The sequence below is a fragment of the Aurantimonas sp. C2-5-R2 genome (assembly GCF_036549495.1).
Taxonomy (GTDB): domain Bacteria; phylum Pseudomonadota; class Alphaproteobacteria; order Rhizobiales; family Rhizobiaceae; genus Aurantimonas; species Aurantimonas coralicida_A.
In genome coordinates, this window is record NZ_JAZHLJ010000264.1 from 1 (window position 1) to 749 (window position 749).

1 protein-coding gene is annotated in these 749 nt (G+C 64.4%); it reads left to right on the top strand.

The window, feature by feature from the left end; translation table 11 throughout:
* Positions 1–700: Tn3 family transposase (locus VQ044_RS25420; RefSeq protein WP_327691620.1), on the top strand; the 700-nt coding region annotated here is incomplete at its 5' end.
* Between the last annotated feature and the right edge of the window lie 49 nt (positions 701–749).

Below are 749 nucleotides of genomic sequence, written 5' to 3' on the forward strand. Positions count from 1 at the left end.
TGGCGTGTCGGATATCGTCTTTGCCGTGATGCATCTGTTGGGACTGTCGTTCGAGCCGCGGATTCCACGTCTGTCGGATCGCAAGCTCTACGCGTTCGAGCCCAAAACCCGGTACGGCCGCCTGGGGCCACTCTTCGGCCATCGCCTCGATGCCGGGCTGATCCGGGCCCATTGGGACGACGCCCAACGGGTCATTCAGGCCATGAGAGACCGCGTGGTGACGCCTTCGCTGATCCTGAAGAAACTCTCGGCATACCGGCAGCAGAACAGTCTGGCTGCCGCGCTCCGCGAGATCGGCCGCATCGAGCGGACGCTGTTCACCTTGCGCTGGTTCGAGGATCCTGAACTGCGCCGTCTCGTCACCGCCGAACTCAACAAGGGCGAAGCGAGGAACTCGCTCGCCCGGGCCGTCGCATTCCATCGTCTTGGCCGCTTCCGGGACCGCGGGCACGAGAACCAGGCCACCCGCGCCTCCGCCCTCAACCTCGTCACCGCCGCGATCATCCTGTTCAACTGCCGCTATCTCGGCCGCGTCATCGATGCGATGCGCCACAGCGGCATGGCCTTCGACGAAAGGCTGCTCCCACAGCTCTCGCCCCTCGGCTGGGATCATATCAACTTCACTGGCGACTACGTCTGGTCCGACAGCCTCGCCGTCGATGCCGACGGGTTCCTGCCGCTCAGGATCGGCGCGTCATGACCACCCAGCGCGCCTACCGTATATCTGTGTCCCAATAATGCACTGGGGC